This window comes from Alteromonas sp. KUL150 (genome assembly GCF_009811475.1).
GTDB classification, from domain to species: domain Bacteria; phylum Pseudomonadota; class Gammaproteobacteria; order Enterobacterales; family Alteromonadaceae; genus Alteromonas; species Alteromonas gracilis.
The window spans coordinates 22,145-42,284 of sequence record NZ_BLIJ01000034.1 but is presented as its reverse complement, the minus strand read 5'-3'; the positions used below and the strand labels follow the sequence as shown (position 1 = coordinate 42,284).

Sequence of the window (20,140 nt, the reverse complement as noted above, 5' to 3'; positions counted from 1 at the left end):
ATTGGTATTACGTATCTTTTAGCATTGCGCATTGAAAACCGGCTTTCGTTTTCTATCAGATGGAAACCGTTACCAATCTGTCAACGCTGCCATGGTGAAGAGTTCATCTTCAAACGAAAGTACCACACGCTGGGCTTCAATATTTACTATTTGCACCCTATCAGCAATCCAATCCCCCTCGCCGACCTGACGTCCGTTGACTCTCACCCATCTATCAGCGGGACGAGACGCATACATGTGCGCACTGAAATTCATCGATGGAAGTCTTGTTAGTAAACGAACGGGTAGCTGATCGACACGAGGAATATCGTCTCTTACGGTTACTTTACTTTCTTTTGGCTGCTCGTTATCTTGCGCTTTGGTATCAAGCGCTTCAACAGCCGCGTTGAAGCGGGCCATCAGCTCTGGAGACACAGATACATCAGACTGCGAGGTACTTTCGTTAAGCACCTTTCCTTCATAGTTCTGTGAATTGACCCCTTGTGGCTCACCGTCTTGCGGAGTTTGTTCGTAGCCCCTGTTTACGGCTGGTGCTGTGGTCTGTGCTGTGCTATTTAGATTACTTACAGCATTCTCACTGCCACGCTGGTTGTTACCTGCAAGAAAATCCTCTCTCGCTGTGTCTCGCTGATTATATGCGGTACCGTTAGCCGAATTGTTGTTTTGCCCTGGCTGGGTTTGTGCACTTGCTACATCATTAGCGTTGTTTCTCTGCCCTATATTCTGGCCGGTTGATTGCTCTTCTACCCCGGTGCTCCCCCCATCAACCGACTCGACGCTTCTATTACTACCCTGTTGCGACACAACCTGTTGAGGGGTAGCTAAAGCCGTATTGTTTTCATCCTTACTATCGCTCTTAGCATCCACACTACTAATGGATTGCGATACTAACGCCGGCCACCAGCGCTCAGTCGTCGCGGCTGAAAATCCAATACACAAACCGCCAAGAATAACGACAGCAAAAAGCCCAAATTGCTTGGTATACAGCTTCCATGCCGATGGTAAGCCTTCCACCGTTGGCAAAAACAAACTGCGATTAAACTGCTCGTTAAGCGATTTATCAAACTTAGCGGTAGTATCGTGTTCACCACGGAGCAGCGCTTGAGTTTGGGTTCTATGGTGCGTTGCAGCAGGTGCAATTTCAACGGTTTGTTCAGGGTCTATTTCAACTTCCTGTACTCCCATTTCAGATAAGCCCTGTACCATGGCATCACTGGTCACCAAGCCCGACTTTCTTATTTTTACTGGCCCGTTCTGTTGAGTAATTTGAACAATTACCATTCCAGGCTTTAAATTTTCAATGGCAACGATATTAGACATACAAACTCCCTAGCCCGTAGCCACAACACACCGCCAATACAAACGTTGCCATCAAATACCACTTGCGCTGACTCTGTACTCGCTGACTTACTACATCTTCACCTAAGATTTGCTCTGCCGCGGCCAAGAAGATTGGCTTTTGCACAACCGCATGCTGCTTGGTAAAAGACAAGGTTAACGCACGGTCGCAAAGCAAATTAATAACCCTTGGAATTCCACCTGTAATTTGATGTACCGCGCGAAGGGTAGATTTACTAAATATACTAATATCACCTTCGGCTACACTTAGGCGGTGAGCAATATAGGCGCTCACTTCTGGCGCTGTTAAAGGAAGTAAGTGATAACGAGCGGTTATGCGCTGTGCAAGCTGGCGCAATTCATTGCGTTTTAACAACTGCTGCAGTTCAGGCTGACCGATTAGCACTACCTTCAACAATTTTTCCCGATTTGTTTCTAAATTAGTTAATAAACGGAGCTGTTCAAGTACTTCTGGCATCAAATGCTGTGCTTCGTCGACCATCAAAACCGTATTAATGCCAGATTGATGATTCTCTGCCAGTTTAGACAAAATAAGATCGGTAAAATATTTTAGGCTCGCTCTTTCAGGGGTGTACGGTAATCCTAATTCATCACAAACCGTTGCCAATAACTCAAGGGCTGACAGCGTCGGATTTAGGATCATGGCTACCTGCGTATTATCTGGTAGCTGCTGTAATAACTTTCGTGAAACCGTTGTTTTTCCTGTGCCCACCTCGCCTGTGAGCATCACAAAACCGCCACTTTCCCTAAGGCCGAAAGTCAAATGAGCTAATGCTTCTTTGTGCCTTGGGCTCATATACAAATAATCGGGGTTTGGCGCAATCGAAAAAGGATTGTCATTTAACCCGAAATAGTTCAAATACATGGTTGCTGAAGCGCCTATCTGTTTTTATTTTGACAGCGATTAAACTACCAGAGGCAACCATGAAGTGAAAGCGCATAACGATGAGGCTACGAATTTTATTTGTAACATTGCTATACTGCGCCACTATAAGCTTGGTTGAATTGATTTTTGTAACACGCCAAAAATCGTTACTCTCCAAATTAAAAAGCATTACTGACTAACAAATCATTGGAATAGCATGCAGGTATATCTCGTGGGTGGCGCAGTGCGTGACGCACTATTAAACAGAAAAGTTGTTGAACGCGACTATGTAGTGGTAGGCGCTACCCCTGAAGAAATGATTAGCCAAGGTTTTACCCAAGTGGGTAAAGACTTTCCTGTATTTTTACATCCTAAAACTCAGGAAGAATATGCGCTTGCACGAACAGAGCGTAAGTCAGGAAAAGGCTATACTGGTTTTGTTTGCGATGCATCAAGTTCGGTAACATTGGAAGAAGATTTATTACGAAGAGACTTGACGGTTAACGCCATAGCGCAAGACAACTTAGGAAAACTTATCGACCCTTACGGCGGCCAAAAAGATTTAGAGAACCGCCTACTTCGCCACGTTTCTGAAGCTTTCAATGAAGATCCTTTACGCGTATTTCGTGTGGCTCGATTTGCCACCCGCTATGCCTATTTGGGCTTTACTATCGCCAATGAAACCATGGCACTTATGCAGGCCATGGCGCAAAGCGGCGAACTAAGCACGCTAAGCGCGGAGCGCGTATGGCAAGAAACAAAGCGTAGTCTTTTAGAGAAAACACCGCATGTTTTTTTCAGCGTATTAAACGAGGCCCATGGGCTAAGTGATTGGTTTGCTGAGCTTGAATGTAGTGTAGATACTGCTTTGGCAACGTTAAAAACCGCGGTAGCGCTAGAGAAGGCTGTAAACGAAAGCTCTTTTAATAAAGGTGACTCTGGAACCCAAACATCTGAAAGCAGCGCTCTAGAAATCACTCGGCTAATAACAAGATTTACAGCTCTGCTCACTCATCTTAATGAAGAGGAAGCGAAGCGTCTTTGCAGCCGACTAAAAGTGCAAAACCAAGTCAGTGAAATTGCCATTCTAAGCAGCAAATTTAAAGACGCTCTTTTAGACATACAGAATTCGCCTGCCGACTTACTCGCCTTATTCAATGGCTGTGATGCATGGCGTAGAGAGGAACGTTTCACATTATTACTCAGCGCTTTTGCGCCTTATGCACATAACAAAGGTGTAGATTGGCAACACCAACAAAAACGCATTGAAAATGCGTTGGCAGCCGCCAACCAAGTGAACGTGCAAGATATCATTGCCACGGGCGTTAAAGGCCCTGAAATAAAAGACGCGCTTAACCAAGCCAAGCTAAACGCTATTGCATCAATCACTAACTAATATTAACTGAGCGATTCATTTGCTGTAAATTTCACTTATGTAGTTTCCCTAAGTGGTTTATACGGCTTCCCTTTCAAAAAGAAAATCAATATTTAGTTTAAGCTTTGAACCTTGATACTAATTTCTTATTTTCTTCAGCAATAATAGAAAGGTCCTGCGCTGAGCGAGTGGCTACGGCCACTCCCCGCGACAATTCTTCTGACTGAACAGCTATGCTATTTACGCTCTCGCTTACACTTTCAGAGGTTACATTTTGCTCTTCTGTTGCAGCAGCGACACTGTCAGCCATCGCTTTCACTTTTGAAATTATCTGTGACAGCTCATCCATAGCAGTGGTAACAAGATCAACTAAATGAATGCCTCCATCTGCAGCGGTTGTAGCCTTATCCATTTCCTTGACAGATAAACTTGAAGCGTTATTCATTCTGTCTACAATCTGTGATATTTCAACAGTACTACTCTGTGAACGATTCGCCAAAGCTCTTACCTCATCAGCAACAACAGAAAAACCTCGCCCTGCTTCACCGGCTCTAGCAGCTTCTATTGCAGCATTAAGCGCTAAAAGATTCGTTTGATCGGCAATAGACGTAATATCGCTAAGTAAACTATTTATGTGTGAAACTTCTCTTTGCAAAGAAGAAATCACCTCTTTTGAGTCACCTAGAAGCTTTACTAATAGCTTTATGTTGTCAGCCGCTAAGTCGGCTCGTTGCATATTCTCTTTTAAGCTTAGGTTTGCGTTATCAGTAGCGTCTTTTGTATCAACAGTATTTCTGGCAACATCAGTAATTGACATCGACAGCTCTTCCACCGAGGTCGCAACCATTTGCGTCTCTTGCAGTTGTTGATTAACACTGTTGTTACTTTGTTCCATAGTAGCGCTAAGCTCTTGCGCTGATGAAAATACGCTTTCACTGTTCTCTTTTATTTTGAGGACAATATTTTGTATCTGCTCAATAAAACTGTTGAACGGAAGGATGATATTGTTTATTTCAGAAATAGAAGAGGGTTCTAATCTTATCGTGAGATCGCCATCTCCATTTGAAAGTTCTTTACAGGCTTGCCCTACTTGCAAAAGTGGCTGAACTAAAATTTTCGCTAACCATAGAGCAATTATAATCGCGACACCCAAAATGATAATCGCTTCAATTACCGTTGAAATTGTTAAATTGGAGCGTAACTCATAAGCGGGCGACAGGGCCTCTTCCACATCTATTTCAGCTAAAAGCCCGTAATTATACTCACCAATTTTTAAGGGCACATAAGAGGAGAAAACATCTACGCCACGGTAATCTTTTATTTTAAGAAAGCCCTCTTCTGCCATTAACGCCTTTCTAACAGATTCGGTATTAACCGGCTGAATACCGACAGATGTATCCGCATCTCTTGCCTGAGCAGCTATCTTTGGAAAATTCTTTTCAATGGCTTTTAAATAAGCTTGTTTATCTTCTAAAAAGAATCGGCTTTCAGTGACTAGTAACTTGTCAGGTGAGACAAGGTAAGTTTCTCCAGATTCTCCAAACCCGTTCTGCTTCCATTTAGATTGATGAGTTAGAACAGAACTAATTTTGTCTATCGGAATTTGAAATATCAGAATGCCAACCGTTAACCCATCGGCATCTGTTATTGGTTTCGACAGGAAACCCGCTAAGGCGTCATAGGAAGGTAGATATTTTTCAAGTTTACTAACCGATACACTGTCTTTATTAGAAACTTGTTTTGCTAAGGAAAAGGCTTCCCCTATCCCTGTGTTTGCGTAGGGACCGTTTATCAAACTTGTTGCGTAATCGAGCTCTTTATAAACGCTATAAATAACGTTTCCTGTAGTGGGGTCAGCGATAAAAATATCGTAGTAACCAAACTCATTTAGAAACCGTCTTATTTCCGTATGATAACGAGCGTGTACTCCTGAGTATGTTGTTGAATTGGACAAATCAGTGAGACCGTCCTTCTGCCCTATGGGTAACGTAGAATTTGCAATGAAGTCATATTGCAACGTTTTGGCAACCAGAGGCAATGGGTCAATGAGAGAATCTGCTTGCTGAAGCTTTTGAGCATTTCGCTCTTCATAACGTACTGCAAATTCTTGCAAGTAATAACCAGACAGAACATCGTTTTGAGAGTCAGTCAAAGCAGAGCGCTCTTTTATATAGCTTTTGTAAGCTGGCACGAACGCCTTGGTGGCCTCTAGTATTAGAGAAGATTCAGAAAAGTTGCGTATCTGCTTCTCATTAAAAGCCATGTAATCTTGAATAGCAGATTTAGTTTGAATTGCTTGCTGACGTAACTTGTCTTTTGCTGACGCTTGGAGTGCACTTTCAGCACTTGTCACTGATACGTATAGTGATAGACCGGACAATAGCAAGACTGCCATCGTTACCAAAGATACAATAGCAATAATTAAACGCTTTTTTAAAGTCACTAAATTTCCCTATACGCACAAGTAAAAACGGAAGATAAGACATAGCTGTCGCGAATATTGATGGTTATAGTTATAGTTTAAAAACATAACAAAACCATTTTTTTATTGAGATCTCTCCTAAAGTATTATGAGAGCAACAAATCAACTTCTTAGAAAAGAATAACTTGTTGAAGTCGGTTGAGATTTACTGCTTAAAATGGTGTATCAATGGTACAATACGCCCCATTCATTTAGAGCGTTTTTTATACTATGACTTTCGAAGAACTCGAATTAGACGAAGCACTGTGTCACGCAGTTGCCGATATGGGGTTTGAAACTCCAACTAGCATTCAAGAACTGGTGATCCCTCATGCGTTAGACGGGCGAGATATCTTGGCGTCTGCACCAACGGGAACGGGAAAAACTGCGGCATTTTTATTGTCTGCCTGTCAGTTCTTACTTGATTACCCGCGTAAACAGCCTGGGGCCACACGCATTCTAATTCTAACGCCCACCCGTGAACTAGCATTACAGGTTCACGAGCAAGCCGTTGCCATTACTAAGCACACCCAAATTGTGTGCGGCGTTATCACAGGTGGTATTAACTATGGCACCGACAAAGAAACCTTGAGCAAAAATCTCGATATTCTTGTGGCCACGCCAGGTCGTTTGCTTGAGCATATCGAAAAAGAAGCTGCAGATTGCCGTGATATCGAGTGTTTAATTCTTGATGAAGCTGACCGCATGTTGGATATGGGTTTCTCAACGGTAGTTAACCAAATTGCTGCGGAAGCGCGCTGGCGCAAGCAAAACCTATTGTTCTCTGCCACGCTGGAAGGTAAAGGTGTTAAAACCTTTGCGCACGACATTCTCAATAATCCAGAAGTGGTTGAAGCGAACCCGTCGCGTAAAGAGAAAAACAAAATTCACCAATGGTATCACCTTGCTGACGATATGAATCACAAGCAAGCTTTGCTGGTTAATATTTTAAAGCAAGAAACGACGACGTCTGCGGTTGTTTTTGTGAAAACACGCGACCGTCTTCAAATGCTAAAAGACTTTTTAGCCTCGAAGGACATCCCGGTGTGCTGGCTACAGGGCGAAATGCCACAAGATAAACGCAATGCTGCTGTGGCTCGCTTTAAAAGCGGTGAGGTGCCAATTTTATTAGCTACCGATGTCGCTGCGAGAGGTATTGATGTACCAAATGTAAGTCACGTCATTAACTTCGATATGCCTCGCAAGGCCGATGTTTACGTTCACCGTATAGGCAGAACAGGTCGTGCCGGCGCAAAAGGTACGGCTATATCTTTGGTTGAAGCTCACGACTTTGAAATGGTAACAAAAGCATCCCGTTACATGGGCGAACCGCTTAAAGCTCGCGTCATCGACGAGCTACGCCCTAAAAATAAAACGCCTAAAATTGGCCCAAAAAAGAAAAAAGTGAAGGCCAAAGACAAAGCCAAGGCAAAAGCTAAGCCTAAGAAGAAAAAGTAAAGCGTGCGAAAATAGTCAATAAGTAGCATTCAGGTGAGTTAATGCGGTGGCCAGGATGTGGGTGGAACATTGCCGACACAAACCCTCTACTGCAGGGATGCGGCAGCGGAGCGCACATGGATGTGTTTACCGCGTGTTTGTGGAGGCAATGTTTCGCCCGCAGCCGCTGCCTACCGCCTTAACTCACCGTCAGTTCAAAAGAGTACACAATGAAATTCCCAGAAAAGATTGTTTTAGCCACAGGTAACCAAGGCAAGGTGCGTGAGTTCGCCGCCTTATTTGCAGATTACGGCGTAGACGTTGTGGCCCAAAAAGAATTAGGTGTATCTGATGTACCTGAAACAGGCACAACATTCGTTGAAAATGCCATTATTAAAGCGCGCCATGCCGCAAAAGTAACAGGCCTTCCTGCTATTGCTGACGACTCAGGCTTAGTGGTTGACGCCCTTGGCGGTGCGCCCGGTATTTATTCAGCCCGCTATGCTGGCGCTGATGCAACTGATGATACCAATATCGACAAGCTATTAGCTGCCCTTGATGGCGAAACTCAGCGTAAAGCGCATTTCTTTTGTACCTTGGTGTTTATGCGTCATGCCGACGATCCGGTACCACTGGTTAGTCAAGGTAAGTGGCAAGGTGAAATTTTAACCGCTCGTTCTGGTAACGACGGTTTTGGCTACGACCCCGTATTTCACGTGCCAACTCATGGCTGTACTGCAGCAGAATTGGAGAAAGCCGAAAAGAACCGCATTAGCCATCGCGGCAACGCCCTAGCGATTTTGCTTGATAATATGAGAGCGACTTTTGCGTAATCCACCGCTTAGCCTTTATATCCACATTCCTTGGTGTGTTCAGAAGTGTCCGTACTGTGATTTTAACTCTCACGGGCTTAAATCTGATTTACCCGAGAAAGAATATGTGGCGCACCTGCTGGACGATTTAGCAATTGATGCCAAACGCATTGGAGACCGCCCTGTTGAGACAATCTTTATTGGCGGTGGCACGCCCAGTTTGTTTTCAAGCGAGGCCATGGCTGACATTTTAAACGGCGTTAAACAACGGGTTAACTTGAGCGACACTGCTGAAATCACCATGGAGGCCAACCCAGGTACCGTTGAGGCAGGTAAGTTTGCAGGCTTTTATCAGGCGGGCGTAAACCGAATTTCGGTGGGCATTCAGAGCTTTCAACCTAAGCATTTAAAGGTGCTAGGTCGCATTCATAACGAAAGCCAAGCCGAAAACGCGGTAAAACAAGCGCACAGCGCGGGGCTACCTACGTTTAACTTGGATCTCATGCACGGTCTACCTGAACAAAGCGTAGAGAATGCCATGACAGATCTGAAGCAAGGTATAGAGTTAAACCCCTATCACCTCTCGTGGTATCAGCTGACTATCGAGCCAAACACGCCTTTTTATTCCAAACCACCAGAACTACCTGACGACGATATCCTCTGGGAAATACAGGAAAAGGGACACCGTTTATTAGAGGCTGCTGGCTACCAACAGTATGAAATTTCTGGTTATGCAAAAACAGGACATCAATGCCGTCATAACCTCAATTACTGGCGCTTTGGCGATTACTTAGGTATTGGCTGTGGTGCTCACGGTAAAATTACCGACGGTTCAAATGGCACAATCCATCGCACGGTGAAGGTAAAACACCCCAGAGGCTACATGGAAATGAGCCGACCGTATTTAGATACGCAAACACTGGTTAGTGCAGACGACCTGCCGTTTGAGTTTTTTATGAATAGGTTTCGTTTAGTTGAGCCTTGCCCGATACGTGACTTCAGCGACTTTACGGGTATTGAAGTAGCTGACGATGTTAAGCGTGCGCTTTCTGATGCTCATCACCAAGGGTTACTTTCTATTTCAGATAGTCACTGGCAGGTAACTGCTAAAGGACGTAGATATCTCAACTCGTTACTGTCGTGTTTCGTTTAAACCTACTTATCCTAAGTTGAAAGCTTTTCTAAGCTTTCAACTTTACTTAAGCCTCACAAAGAACTTGGAACGAAAAAGCCTGCTCACGCAGGCTTTTCTCTTATAAACAGTTTTGAAAGACGGTGTTGCTTTCCTATCTGCGCCTAATTTTCACTTTCATCGTGGCGCGTAATGATATTGTAAGGTTTAAAGGCAGGTACGCTGGCTCGAAGGTTTTCTTCTGCAACGTCTAAACGCTTAAGTTTTTCACAAAACCACTCTGCTTTTTTACGCAAAGTGGTGGCTTTGTCACCTACATCAAGATGCTCTCCGACATTGTTGAGCTGCCGTGTAATTTCAGCCACTTTTTCCTGATTCACCTCTCCGCTTCCGGTATTAATGCCGCTTATCGCCGATAATATGCCGCCAACTGAAGTAGAAATAGCTTCCTCAAGCTGTGCTTCAATTTCGCTATCAACAAATTCATCAACGCTTTCAAGTGACCCGGGGCCGATAAAATAATGATTACTGGCGTGCCTAAATTTATCTTTCACGCGATTTTGCACGCGCTTCATAGCAGCGTTTAAACGCTCATAGCTATCGTGGTCGCTGCCAACTAAACCTAAATACACGTGTTCAATGGTATCAATAGCCAAGTCGACACCTTCGGTAGCCAAAATAATCATTTTTGGAACTACATAGTGCAAACCTGAAGAATACTCTTCTAGCCACTGCCGCTCTTGTTCATTCAGTGTCTGCCAGCGACCGCCAATGAACAATTGGTCTTGACCGTTAATTTGAACCACAGTTCGGGTTTTATCCATCACACGAAGCTGCTGGTCGTTAACAGCAATACCATAGGCAAAATCAATATTGCAGGTATATTCCGCATGTGCTGACGTGCTAAGTCCAGCGAACAAACAGAATGTAAGAAAGCCTGCCTTTAGGCGCGATATCATTTTCATACTGTCATTGTGGCTAGCTTACTCGGAAATAAAAAGCCATCATGAGTCTAACGTGCTAAAAATCAGGTTGAACATGTCGAGAACATCTACCCGCAGGTATCATAACCATCGCGTGATTGACAAAACACTTTCGTGTAACAATTTGCCGGCTAACTTGAAAAGAGAAAGCACGCATTATAAAGCGTGCTTTGGTGATAAAAAGTCCCAGCCCAAGATATTAGACGAAAGGCTAAAGTTTAATACGCTTTTGTGCTCTCTATACTTAGTCGTTGGTAAAGGTTCGCACTAGACGCACGTAGATAAACCGGTCTTTTTCCTTTATGGAATGACTCGCGTTAAAAAACGCAACAACCCACGCGCGGTCAGGATCATCCGCCGATGGCGTTGATGTCCAAAAATCATCTGGTGGCGTGGCTGGGAAAAGAGAACTGTTTATCGCTGGGCGAACACAGTCACGCTCTGTAATTGTTGCTAACTCTTTAACATTCGGTAATCGCCACCCTAGCAAATCTTCGTTGCTGGCTTCGTGGGCTAGCTGCAGCGCTTGCTGCCAGGTATATTTCACCGCTTCGCCACTGCATGTCGAACCATCCCAGGTTTGGCCTTCAGCGCAACGTCTCCATACCAAGTCAGTAGTAGTATCCAACAACGTACTCGTCGTCACTGCTTCAAAGTTATCATTAGGCGTGGTTTCTAGGCCGTCTGATAAACACTCCTGAGCAATTGTTGAAATTGATACGGAAGTAAGAAACGTCGAAATAAATAGGGCTTTAATCGCCGATGATACTTTGCTTGTAAGGGTTGTTTCTTTCATTACGTTACTCATCACTATCTCCCTGCTCTTACAAGACGCACTCGGCCAGCTGTTGATTTATTAAGGAAGTTATCAACCCCTGAATCGAAGTCCAATGCCCATGCATTTTGCGCATCGTCGCTATTTACACCGTCAGCACTTGGTACGGACGTCCAATACCACAAAGGCACTGAGGAGACCTCCCCGGTGTTAGGGAAATAGTCTTCATCTATAGCAACATCAGCAGCAATACCTAAGTGCATTAATGAGAAAAGCTCATGATGAGTAGGCAAACGCCAGTCGTAAAAGCCGCACAAACCTTGCGCATTTACGGCCTGAACATAGGCTGACGTGTTACAATTTGTGAGTAAACAGGTGCCATTAGCGCCTGTTTCATCCCCTTCAAAACCGCCGTTTACTTCTTCGCTAAACCAGGAATAAGTAAAGTCTTTATCTTGAAACGTACCGTCGTCAGTCTTTACTTCCCATACTAATCCGGTGACGTTGTCGCGTACACAAGACCACGAATCGGCGTCAGCATCCTGCTCATCCCCGTTAGCGTTTAAGCGGGTAAAATCAAAACCAGCTTTTCCGCGACCGGCTTTTTCAATCAACCCATTTTGCTCAACAACATCCGCCCCTCTTTGCCCATCTTGACCTGGGAATTCATTTTGCTGCGCCTGCGTTAACGCATTATTCGTTGCCTGCTGTAAAAATCCAGTATCGTTGATAAGCGGCGTAGGCATGGGACGAACCTGAACGTTTATTGTATCTTCTACGCTATTTCCATTGGCGTCAGTTACCGTAAGCGTATACGCAACCACTGTAGAACTTGAAACAGCAGGCGCTACGGCAAAGGTTGAAAGCGCGTCGTTGTCATCAATAGGACGGCCTGCTGTCGAACCAGCCGGAACGTTGTTGCTTCTTTCCCATAGATAAGTGAGAGGCATAGCATTTGGAATGCTGGTTGTGGCCTCGCCTTCGAGTATTACTATCTCGCCGCTAAACACACCTTGAGAAACACCCGCACTTACCGTAGGAAGCGTATCCGTTTCAGACTGCACAACAATAGTAATAGCTTGAGTATCGGTCGCTCCTTCACTGTCTGTGACCACTAACTCAAAAGAAAGCGACTGCTCCTCATTTGCTATCGGCGTAACGATAGTCAGCGTTGACAGATTTGTTTCAACACCTGTAATCACATTAACACCATCAGTTTGAGACCACATATAGTCAGATACTGCTTCATCAGTAGCATCTGGATCTCGGCTTGAGGTGCCATCTAATATTAGCTCAACACCACCAGGAAACGTGTTTTGAGGCAGGTCGTCTCTTTGTGGAACAGCAATGCTCGCTTGGGGAGGAATATTGACTGGAGCAATGGTAATTACGGCAGAGTCGCTTGCTGTGTTACCGCTTTGATCGTTAACGGAAACCGTTACTGTGTATTGCGTTGCATTGTTTACCAGTGGCGCAACAAAGCTCGCTGCAGATAAACTGGTATCATCGTGAGCAATCGATAATGAAGGCGAAGCAGTCCAATTGTACGTGTATGTTCCATCGCCTCCACTAACCTGGGCACTCAAAGCATAGCTAGCACCCTCAGTCACAGTAGCGTCTGGCCCTGCATTGACAACAAGGTTTCCAGTGTTGTTCCCGCTATCGCTATCACCACCACCGCCTCCGCCTCCGCCACAAGCAGCCAAAAGCATTACAACTGCGATAAAAATTAGACATCGGCCTAGGACACCAGAATACCTATCTGAACCTGAAAACACGTTTAATTGCATACATACTCCCATTGCACTGTGCAATGAATTAAACACAGTGTCAGGTGAAAACTTGATGTAGATTATGTCGCTGTTTAACTATTAGTCATTAACGCATACAGCTTGTCGCGGCTATGAGAAGAGTTTTTTCGCTTCTTGCGCTTCAGACATTGTTACCTGTAATGCCTCAAGCTGCTTTTTACCTACCGCTACATCAGTCATGTCATAGATCATCATACTGATATAATCCACCTTACCCGTTGCTGAGGTCAGTGGAGAAAGCGTAAGGTTCTGATACATGAAAGATTCACTTCCTGTAATCGGCCGATAATTTGGAAACTTGAATAAATAGGGGCGCTGCTCCCATGTCATGAAAGCGCGAGTTTTCAAGTCGAAGACAGGCTTAGCTTTTTTCATAAACCAATCTTGCTTGATTGAGGGGAATAGCGAAAACAAAGATTTATCCCTGACGTCGCTAGGTAAAAGACCGCTATGACTTTCCATAAAGCCATTCCAGACTTTAACGGTGAAGTCCCTGTCTAAAACAACGATCCCTACGTCAACGGTCTGTAGCATGTCCATCATCCAATGAAACTCTAATAACTCATCTAAATGTTGGCTCATCAGTAATCCTCCAACAAGTGGGCAAGCTTAGAATTCATCATCTTCATCGACTCTTCCGTAAACAGCAGTATCAAATCACACTGCACATTGTACCCTTCTAAACCGTAACTCAATTCAATGGCAAGCGTACGCTTCCATTTTATCTGGTTCATGGCGATGATTTCAGTAATGGCGCGGTGTTGTCCTAAAACGATAGGGTGCCCTTGACTAAAATTAATGTCCATTTGATTTGCCAAACCTGTCAGGCAAGTACCAATAAGTATACTTGCGGCATCCATCAAGAGTTCTAACTGAAGTTGGTCGTCAACTTCACCTTCCACATTAAGTATTTTTGCCACATCATCAAAACTTGAGTCGCTCAAAATACACAAGGCTTCACCGCTGACTCCAGGCCCTAAAAAGCCTTGGCACACAGCAGTAACTTGTTCATGACTTTCGATATCCGATAGCATCATATGAAGCTCAGAAACTTCAATTAAGTTTACGTTGGGAATAGGTAACTCGACGAAAACGTTCATGGTACGAGCAAGGTGGTCGCCAGCCTGACCCATCGCGATATTGGTGATTTCTTGATAGCAATCCCTTATATCAGGGTCGAGGGGAGATGCCTCTAGCTGCGGTTCCTCATCATTATGAAGAATATTATATTTATCTAAGACTTCTGCTAACGTTTTAGGATCGACAGGCTTTCTAATAAAGTCCAAAGCACCTAGGGATGTCACACGCTCATGAGCCTCTGGCTGAATATCTCCGGACACTACTATTACTTTTGTTTTTAACCCTTTTTCCCTAATTGCCTCGAGCGTGCCGTACCCGTCGAGAACAGGCATGTTTAGGTCGAGCAGCAAAAGATCGCCTTTGCCTTCGGCAAGCGCCTTGAGGGCATCATCGCCATTCTTCGCAAAGTGCACAGCAATGTCCCAATCTTGAGGGAGGCATTTTGCCACTTGCTTACGCGCAACTAACGAGTCGTCACAAACGAGTACAGAAAACATTAAGTTCTTTTACCACCTAACTTTTGAAACCAGCAAACACTGATATTTTGTCGCAATCCAGACTATATCGGCAATACAACTTTGAACTGAAGTGTCGTTTTGCGACTGAACGTCTTCGATTACCGCATCGCTAAATTTATACGATTTTTCTCATGCATATAGTGATACGAATCACCTCACTAAGAAATAGCACTTTTGGAGAATATTGCCAGCGTGTTTTGCATCAATTAAGGCAGGCCTACGTGCAAGCTCAGCTTTTCCCCCTACTTTAAGCGTTAAAGAGACTAAGATTCATTCGCTCAGATGAATAAGCTAAAAACGACGGGCAAGGCTAGTGCGGTAAAAATGCCGTTCACACATAGGCCTAATGTTGCCATAGCAGCAACATCATCTCCCATTTGGATTGCCTTTGCAGTGCCTATGGCATGGGCGACAGTACCTAGCGCGACACCTTGGGCTTGACGATTTTTAACGTTAAAAAGGGAAAATATAGTAGAAGCCACTACAGCTCCCACTATACCGGTAACGATAACGAAAACAGCAGCTAACGCAGGTATCCCCCCTATTTGTGCGCTAGACTCCATCGCTAAGGGCGTGGTTATTGATTTGGCGAGCATAGTGAATTGTATAGCGCGGGGCGTATCGAATATAAAAAGTGTCAACCACGCTGAAAAAGGGGCGAGTACACCGCCCAAAATTATACTTACTACTAAACGCCAGCCATAATGCCTTAACTTTTGCCATTGGCGATAAATAGGTAGGGCGAGTGCTACCGTGATTGGCCCTAACAACCAATGCAGTAATGAAGCAGCACGTTGATATTCAAAAACTTGCGTATTGGAAAAATAAAGCCCCAAGGAAACAAATAACGCTGTGATGATAATGGGGTGAGCCGCAGGGTGGCCACTGCATTTTCTATTGGCCCAAAGCGCTATCATGTAGCTGACGATAGAAATGCTCAGCCAGAGTAAACCTTGAAAACTTAAAGTATTATGTAAAGCCTCAATCATCTACATCGCCGAAATTTTTACCGTTAGCTAGAACACCGCGCTTTTTTGAGTTCAAAAGCTGTTGCGATAGCCAAGCAGTAAAGCCCAAACTAAACGACGTCGTAACGACAATAGCAATCACAATAGCTAAAGCATAAGTTTTCAATTCCCCCCAATACATGGTCACGCCTAACACCGCTGGGATAAAAAGTAGTGACATGTGCTTGAGAGGAAACGTTACTGCGCGCGCTACATAATGTTCAAGCTTTGGAAAGCAAAATAACGCCACGAGCAGCAGAAAAAGCCCGAGAAGCGGGCCGGGAATGGGAAGAGATGCTGCACCTACAATTAAAAGGCCAAGATAATAAGCGATGAAAACTGCGGCCGCGCCTACCATCGTGTCTTTCACATTTTGCACGCATACTCCCTACTATGACTTATCTGCAACTCCAATCGATGTAGTGTAACGAGAAGCGCATTTAACCGCTAGCAGTACCATGGTCGTATACGCACAACTCAGCGCTTTTTTATCTTTAGAGCAGCCTGCGTTTTACTGCCAAAACTGATAGTAATATTTGTCGGTAATTTTAAAGCTTTCGCCGCTTTGCATGACAACTTGCTGCTGACTGCATTTTTGCTCCAAGTGAGCAACATGCATTTCATTGACGGCGACTGAGCGATTGCATCGTTTAAAGTAGTGCGCTCCCAACCGTTTAAGTAAGTCACACAAAGTAGTGCGAACGACATAACTTTCTGACAAGGTTTGAACGCACATATAATCACCCGCAGCCTCAATCCATTTGATATCTTCAGGGTTTAGGCAACACCACCCGTTTTCAGCGCGGATCCCCACTACACAAGGCTGGGCATTTTTGAATAGTTGCAGTCTTAAGCTCGCTAGTAGCGCGGATTCTGAGACACCGTACTGTTTACATAAGCCTCTAATAAGTTGAGAAAATTGAAAATCTCGCTCGTAGCAGTGATATTTAATTTTCGCACTTTCAATTGCTCGTAAAACCTGCGCTTCTTCTAGTGGAATCTTTACAAAACCTGATGCATTGTGAGAAAAAGCTAACAAAGCTTCTTCGTCTTGACTGCCCACAGCCAGCCAATATTTTGAGGCTAGATTTCTGCTTGATGGCGCAACCGAGTAAAACCCGATAGCGTTTTGATACTTTTCAGCGAGCGCCAGGCAATGACCAGCTGAATCTGCGCTATAAATTTTACTGAACAGACCACGCTTTTCTAATATTTCACAAAGCGCCTTTTGCAGAGAAGTAGATTGTAAGAATACCAGTGCGATCATTTGCGTTCCCTTGCAGGTGCAAAGAATACTAGCACCAAGAACTTTTAATTCTAACTTTCAAAAAAGTCATGACTAAGAAAGTGAAATAAACAATTTTAAAAAAGGGCTACGTTTTATGTAGCCCAATGGTCAGGGTAAACAGAAATCGTTCAACGTTTTGCAGTTAAAACACTTGGGCTTGCATTGATACGACGAGCGATATGCTGCGCATTGACATCCGCGCCATTAGTAATAGCGAACGTAAGCATATCTTGCCCATTGCACACTAAGCCGGTGTGCAGATTTTTCATATTAAGGCCTGTGGCTTTTACAGCGCGGTGAAGCTTCAAGCGATTGTCACTTTTCACTGCTTCGCATACTGCAATTAAGTTGTTCTCTAGCTCACGTGGATACGAAGCAGCGCTGGCGGCAGTAACGGTTAGTGACAGACTCATTCCAAGTAAAGCAAGTTGGGTAACACGGCGTGACATAAACATAACAAGTTCCTCTGATAATATTTGGCAACGCGGTGACGACCTCTTTAAGCCCCCGCATCATTAAATTAGTGAAACTTTGTGATGACTACGCGATAAAAACGTTAAAACACCGCTATATGAGATGTTGCGACAAGCGCACAAAAGCAGAGGTTTAACCATCGGTCTAAACAGTTATTAGTCGAACTTAACACACACTTTGCAACATTCTTTGTAACGCGGAAAAGGAATGACGAGGGTATAGGGGAGAACATTGATGTGTTTTTAAAATGACGATCGTCAAGTTTAAACAATTACTGCTCAAAGCTGGCACTTCAATCAGTGTGAACCTACCTTGAGGATAATACCGAATCAACATGAGTTGTTATAAAAAAAACGGAGGCTATTGGCCCCCGTTTTAATACATTATGCTATAACGCTTAATGCTTGAATTCTTCTAAAAAATACTGTCTTGGTGAATTTTGATAAACATACTCGTACCGACTTTTGAGTAGTCAACTTTGTATTCTTTGCCGTTTAGTGTCTGAATAAAAACTAACGTTTTCTCGTCGCCAAAGACTTCGCTGGTGGTAACGTCTACCAATTCCATATCTAACGCTTTGGCTTCGCGTTTGTTATCTGGAATTTTACCTTCATACTGCTTAATACCTTTGTAGGTCACTAGTATCGGAGGGTTCTCGTCTCCGTTCGTCACCAATAGGTCAAGCTTTCTGATTTTATGAATGATAGTATTTCGACCACTCGTAATGAAAGGTTTTTCAGTCATTTTCGTCTCCGCGACTTTTTACCTGCTTTTTTTATTATTAACGTAACTTGTAAGTATCAAAGTCTACCACGAAGTTAATAATCAACACATAGGCATTTAATTGGTATATTTTCGGAGTATAAACTAGTCATCAAAAGCAATAAACGGCTATTTTTCGCCCTTCGTATATTTTCGTATAAACATGACGATGTCAGGTTATTACTGCCACTTTATCCAGGGTCGGTGCACCAAATTCTGAATCAGCTTGTCACATGGCGTGATTTCTGAAGATGCGAACACACAGTTTGGTGCCTCGTTTATTTGAACCTGGGCGACGATATTAGACACTGATACCTCTAAATCTAAGTCGGTATCAAGTTGCGTCATTGGCAAAATGAATTCTACGCGGTTTGTAAAAGCACAAGAACTCTCTGGGGGTGTGTTTTCAGATTCCGACTCACACCCTGCACTTCCTAGATGATAAGACCACTCGTGCGCTTCTTCTCCGCTTTTGGACACATCAAACTTAAGAAACGTGTGGCCGTTACGCTGATTTAAAAACATCGACGAATCGTTCAATGGCGACGGCTGAGTAGATGGATTAGCGTGGTTAATATCAAAAGGTAACCCCATGGTAAAACGGAGGTTAGTTGATAACTTCAAAAGTTGCTCAGACACATCCAATACTATTTTGGTGTTAGCATCATCGGGATTAACGCACTTATTGTGGAATTTTAGCAGAGCCGCATTCGGCGTTTGCCACTGAGTTTGTTTAAACTTCACTCTTTGCCATTTTCCATCAATGCGAAGCTCAGGCTTGCTAAGATAAAAGCCAAAGTAGTCTATATTCCAGCGCTGCTGGCCTATGCTCATGATCATGGGGCAAGCGCCAGTATCCACACCTACTAATTTAAAAGGAATTTCACCGGGCTCTCTTCCTTTAAAATTTATTACGTCACACCCAGCTAGCGAGAAGAACACAGCTATGAATAGAGAAGATATGACGGGCGCGCGAAAAGACTTTTTCATCTTATTATTTACTTCCTGTGATTAGCGAGCAGTTGGAAAAGGAAACCGCGTTATTTATTAATTAAGGTGAACTATGCAATATCGCTTTATGAGCTGCTTATAAGAACCGACTACGGCATTGTGCACTTCGTTCGTTACAGAATACCATTATTAGCCCCAATAAAGTGAACTCGCTGAGTAATTCAAACCACTGAGTGAACAAAAATAAAGCAAACAAATCACAAACCCCTAACCTAGGCGTGACAAGGTAGTTAAAACTGCTTATACTTGCGCTCGTTTGTTATTGCTATCCAAAACAATATTAGAACGCATCTCTAAATGGCCCTATAGCTCAGTTGGTTAGAGCATCCGACTCATAATAAGTTGCGCTGGTCATTTTAAGAGATATAAAGTATATTAAAGACAACAACTTATAGAAAAATAAAGCTAACTGAAATTTTGATGTAAGCCTGTTGTAAGCAAAATAAAAAGTTACGGCCCCATAGCTCAGTTGGTTAGAGCATCCGACTCATAATCGGCAGGTCCCCTGTTCAAGTCAGGGTGGGGCCACCATTTCCACTAAATACGTGGGCTAGATGGTGAATAACTGCTCACTATTTTCTGTTTTACCATATAAGTCGCCAATCCCGACCAAGGTCAACTAGGACCACCTCTATTTTCCCTAAATTTCATTTTAAAAAGTAGCCACGTTTGATTGAGTATCGCCCCTAGTAACGAAATTAGTGTAATTTTTTGGTAACTATGAATTTGGTTGAAACCCTGATTTTAACAGGGCTTAATCTCTGACAGCTCTATCAAACGCTCATATCCAATAACAACATGGTCAAGCACATAGATACTGAACATCTTTGCGGCTTGTTTAATTTGTTCGGTAAAATGAAAATCTTGCTGACTTGGTTTTGGATCACCTGATGGATGGTTATGAATTAGAATAATAGCTGGTGCGTTAATTAAAATGGCTGTTCTCAATACTTCAGCCGGACGAAGTGATATCTGATTTACCGTGCCAAT

Annotated in this window: 19 protein-coding genes and 1 tRNA gene; 5 read left to right on the top strand and 15 right to left on the bottom strand. The window is 43.7% G+C overall.

The features are described from left to right. Nucleotides 1–69: 69 nt before the first annotated feature. Together GVO62_RS08020 and GVO62_RS08015 are read right to left on the bottom strand one after the other, a co-directional pair. A complete protein-coding gene (locus GVO62_RS08020; RefSeq protein ID WP_159118510.1) occupies nt 70–1,320 on the bottom strand; it encodes a general secretion pathway protein GspB in 1,251 nt (416 codons plus the stop codon). After that, a complete protein-coding gene (locus GVO62_RS08015; RefSeq protein WP_159118509.1) occupies nt 1,313–2,224 on the bottom strand; it encodes an ExeA family protein in 912 nt (303 codons plus the stop codon). The genes GVO62_RS08020 and GVO62_RS08015 overlap by 8 nt, the downstream gene beginning before the upstream one ends. 217 nt (nt 2,225–2,441) lie before the next feature. On the opposite strand from GVO62_RS08015, the gene GVO62_RS08010 reads away from it, so the two are divergent. Beyond that, the gene (locus GVO62_RS08010) at nt 2,442–3,620 is read left to right on the top strand and encodes a CCA tRNA nucleotidyltransferase (RefSeq protein WP_159118508.1); all 1,179 of its coding nucleotides are present in this window, start codon (nt 2,442–2,444) and stop codon (nt 3,618–3,620) included. 97 nt (nt 3,621–3,717) lie between these two features. On the opposite strand, the gene GVO62_RS08005 is transcribed toward GVO62_RS08010, so the two are convergent. Then, nucleotides 3,718–6,042 carry a methyl-accepting chemotaxis protein gene (locus GVO62_RS08005; protein WP_159118507.1) on the bottom strand — a complete coding sequence of 775 codons (2,325 nt, stop codon included), beginning with the start codon at nt 6,040–6,042 and terminating at the stop codon, nt 3,718–3,720. 249 nt (nt 6,043–6,291) lie between these two features. On the opposite strand from GVO62_RS08005, the gene srmB reads away from it, so the two are divergent. The 3 genes from srmB to hemW all read left to right on the top strand — a co-directional run bounded on the left by srmB (nt 6,292) and on the right by hemW (nt 9,462). Continuing rightward, entirely contained in the window at nt 6,292–7,518 is a 1,227-nt protein-coding gene (gene srmB / locus GVO62_RS08000; protein ID WP_105932336.1) for an ATP-dependent RNA helicase SrmB, read from the top strand. A gap of 209 nt (nt 7,519–7,727) precedes the next feature. Further along, entirely contained in the window at nt 7,728–8,330 is a 603-nt protein-coding gene (locus GVO62_RS07995) for an XTP/dITP diphosphatase (RefSeq protein WP_159118506.1), read from the top strand. Next, on the top strand, nt 8,323–9,462 hold the full coding sequence (gene hemW, locus GVO62_RS07990) for a radical SAM family heme chaperone HemW (protein ID WP_159118505.1): 1,140 nt from the start codon (nt 8,323–8,325) through the stop codon (nt 9,460–9,462). The genes GVO62_RS07995 and hemW overlap by 8 nt, the downstream gene beginning before the upstream one ends. A gap of 143 nt (nt 9,463–9,605) precedes the next feature. Here hemW and GVO62_RS07985 read toward each other — a convergent pair whose 3' ends face one another. From GVO62_RS07985 to GVO62_RS07935, 11 genes are all read right to left on the bottom strand, one after another. Then, nucleotides 9,606–10,400 carry a YggN family protein gene (locus GVO62_RS07985; RefSeq protein ID WP_159118504.1) on the bottom strand — a complete coding sequence of 265 codons (795 nt, stop codon included), beginning with the start codon at nt 10,398–10,400 and terminating at the stop codon, nt 9,606–9,608. Between the two features lie 268 nt (nt 10,401–10,668). Beyond that, nucleotides 10,669–11,232: an Lcl C-terminal domain-containing protein gene (locus GVO62_RS07980; RefSeq protein WP_159118503.1), complete on the bottom strand. Its 564-nt coding sequence runs from the start codon at nt 11,230–11,232 to the stop codon at nt 10,669–10,671. Nucleotides 11,233–11,234: 2 nt separating this feature from the next. Continuing rightward, the gene (locus GVO62_RS07975; RefSeq protein WP_159118502.1) at nt 11,235–12,989 is read right to left on the bottom strand and encodes an Lcl C-terminal domain-containing protein; all 1,755 of its coding nucleotides are present in this window, start codon (nt 12,987–12,989) and stop codon (nt 11,235–11,237) included. Between the two features lie 111 nt (nt 12,990–13,100). Next, nucleotides 13,101–13,592: a PAS domain-containing protein gene (locus GVO62_RS07970; protein WP_159118501.1), complete on the bottom strand. Its 492-nt coding sequence runs from the start codon at nt 13,590–13,592 to the stop codon at nt 13,101–13,103. Further along, entirely contained in the window at nt 13,592–14,587 is a 996-nt protein-coding gene (locus GVO62_RS07965) for a response regulator (protein ID WP_159118500.1), read from the bottom strand. The genes GVO62_RS07970 and GVO62_RS07965 overlap by 1 nt, the downstream gene beginning before the upstream one ends. A 299-nt stretch (nt 14,588–14,886) precedes the next feature. Further along, nucleotides 14,887–15,597: an LrgB family protein gene (locus GVO62_RS07960; protein WP_159118499.1), complete on the bottom strand. Its 711-nt coding sequence runs from the start codon at nt 15,595–15,597 to the stop codon at nt 14,887–14,889. Further along, complete coding sequence (locus GVO62_RS07955) at nt 15,590–15,994, bottom strand: CidA/LrgA family protein (protein WP_159118498.1); 405 nt, start codon at nt 15,992–15,994, stop codon at nt 15,590–15,592. Before GVO62_RS07955 ends, GVO62_RS07960 begins: the two co-directional genes overlap by 8 nt. A gap of 132 nt (nt 15,995–16,126) precedes the next feature. Further along, nucleotides 16,127–16,882, bottom strand: a complete 756-nt coding sequence (locus tag GVO62_RS07950) for a LytR/AlgR family response regulator transcription factor (protein WP_159118497.1) — start codon at nt 16,880–16,882, stop codon at nt 16,127–16,129. Nucleotides 16,883–17,031: 149 nt separating this feature from the next. After that, on the bottom strand, nt 17,032–17,358 hold the full coding sequence (locus GVO62_RS07945; protein ID WP_120960641.1) for a DUF3718 domain-containing protein: 327 nt from the start codon (nt 17,356–17,358) through the stop codon (nt 17,032–17,034). Nucleotides 17,359–17,791: 433 nt separating this feature from the next. Next, the gene (locus GVO62_RS07940) at nt 17,792–18,121 is read right to left on the bottom strand and encodes a hypothetical protein (protein ID WP_159118496.1); all 330 of its coding nucleotides are present in this window, start codon (nt 18,119–18,121) and stop codon (nt 17,792–17,794) included. A gap of 198 nt (nt 18,122–18,319) precedes the next feature. Next, nucleotides 18,320–19,129 (bottom strand): MbnP family protein, encoded by an 810-nt coding sequence (locus GVO62_RS07935; RefSeq protein ID WP_159118495.1) that lies wholly within the window; start codon nt 19,127–19,129, stop codon nt 18,320–18,322. 475 nt (nt 19,130–19,604) lie between these two features. Here GVO62_RS07935 and GVO62_RS07930 point away from each other — a divergent pair. Next, nucleotides 19,605–19,681, top strand: a tRNA-Ile gene (locus tag GVO62_RS07930). Between the two features lie 213 nt (nt 19,682–19,894). On the opposite strand, the gene GVO62_RS19435 is transcribed toward GVO62_RS07930, so the two are convergent. After that, a complete protein-coding gene (locus GVO62_RS19435) occupies nt 19,895–20,140 on the bottom strand; it encodes a JAB domain-containing protein (RefSeq protein ID WP_268891132.1) in 246 nt (81 codons plus the stop codon).